The following is a 1,604-nucleotide window of genomic DNA, read 5'->3' on the forward strand; positions in this document are numbered from 1 at the left end:
TATCTTCACGTAATAATTCAGAAGATCCAATATTAACGTTTCAAGGTGATTCCGATGCCCATATTGTGCGTGGACTCATTTACATTCTTCTTGCTTTTTATTCAGGAAAAAAAGCTTCTGAAATTCGCAATTCTGATGCTCACGGACTTTTTGAAAAACTTGGTTTAAATGAAAATCTTACACCACAACGATCAAATGGTCTGAAATCAATGATCAAACGGATTCGTAACGAAAGTTATATATAACCTCTCCTTTAGAAAGGGCTATACATACCAAGGCTTCACAGGAAACATGTATACTAAAAATCAAATTTACACACGAAACTATTTTTTTGCAAAATATGATTATTTAGTTTTTTTTCGCTTGCTTTTACGTCCAAGACCCATTTCTTTGGCTAAAGCTGATCGTGTTTTTGCATAATTAGGCGCTACCATAGGATAAGAACTGTCCAATTGCCACTTTTCACGATATTCCTCTGGCAGCATTCCATAATGTGTCATGAGATGACGCTTTAAAGATTTAAATTTCTTTCCATCCTCAAGGCAAATGAGATAATCAGGAAATACTGAACGCTTTGGATTAACAGCAGGCCTCTGTTTTTCAATTTCAACTTCTGCTAGCTCTAGATTTCCTGCTTTACGAAAAGCAGCATGGACATCAGCAATTAAACTTGGCACTTCAGTCGGTCGAATAGAATTATTACTCACGTAGGCAGCAACAATATCAGCAACCAATGTAATAACTAAATTGCTTTCAGTCTCTAAGACTGGACGATGTTCCATTCTTGTTTCCTTTAATTTAAAATCGAGTAATTCAAAATCGAGATATAGTGCATATACTCATAATATAAAGATCTCATGCACATGGGTTTCATATTGTACAAAAATCTTTTTTGTCAATTAAATTATTCTATAAAATTGCCAAAACACAAAAAAATCAAATAAATACCTCTTTTTCGTCATAATATACAATAAGAAAAACACCCCCCTTACATGCTAGAAGATAGTTTTATTCTATAACATATCCTACATAATAGCTAATATATCACAAATATAAAAAAATATAGGATAAAATTTATTATTTATTTAGAAAATAAAAATAAAATTGTTAACTATAAAAATACACCATATAAATAATTATTTTAATTTATAAGTTATTAAATTTTAAAAATAAAAATTATTAATATTACAATATAAAATTATTTCATTAAAATGGCGTGGAATATTTTTCATTATTTCATAATATAATGAAAAATCTTTATATATATATCTTTCTATATTTATATCTTTCTATAAAAGTGTTCAGTTATACTGTTTTTTAAAAATCAACTTCTTCTTTTTATAGCATAATTACCTTACCAACCTCTTTTATTATAAAATGGTATTATATTCCTAGAAAACAATAGCAGTGATATGTAATGAATAGAAGGATATTAATTGTAAAATTATCATAGCACTATTTTTGCAAGTGAGTAGGACTTATAGATTTTTACACTTGCATAAATAAGTATGATTCTAACATATAACTGAAGCTATTAACATATTTTAATATAGGATTGTGTATGACTCGCACTTTTGCAATTCCTCCCAAAGCATCTAGAATCA

General features: G+C 28.6%; 2 protein-coding genes. One reads left to right on the forward strand and one right to left on the reverse strand.

What is annotated here, in order from left to right; translation table 11 throughout:
- The coding region (locus ACFIO3_RS12765; RefSeq protein ID WP_375704583.1) for a SufE family protein at nucleotides 1–245 on the forward strand (245 nt) is incomplete at its 5' end.
- A gap of 99 nt (nucleotides 246–344) precedes the next feature.
- Here ACFIO3_RS12765 and ACFIO3_RS12770 read toward each other — a convergent pair.
- Nucleotides 345–782 (reverse strand): MucR family transcriptional regulator, encoded by a 438-nt coding sequence (locus tag ACFIO3_RS12770; RefSeq protein ID WP_375607792.1) that lies wholly within the window; start codon nucleotides 780–782, stop codon nucleotides 345–347.
- Between the last annotated feature and the right edge of the window lie 822 nt (nucleotides 783–1,604).

Source organism: Bartonella sp. AD328YNZD (assembly GCF_042196425.1).

What these genes read in the sequence shown, in the direction of transcription:
- ACFIO3_RS12770 (WP_375607792.1), bottom strand. Translation starts at nt 782, where the DNA reads ATGGAACATCGTCCAGTCTTAGAGACTGAAAGCAATTTAGTTATTACA.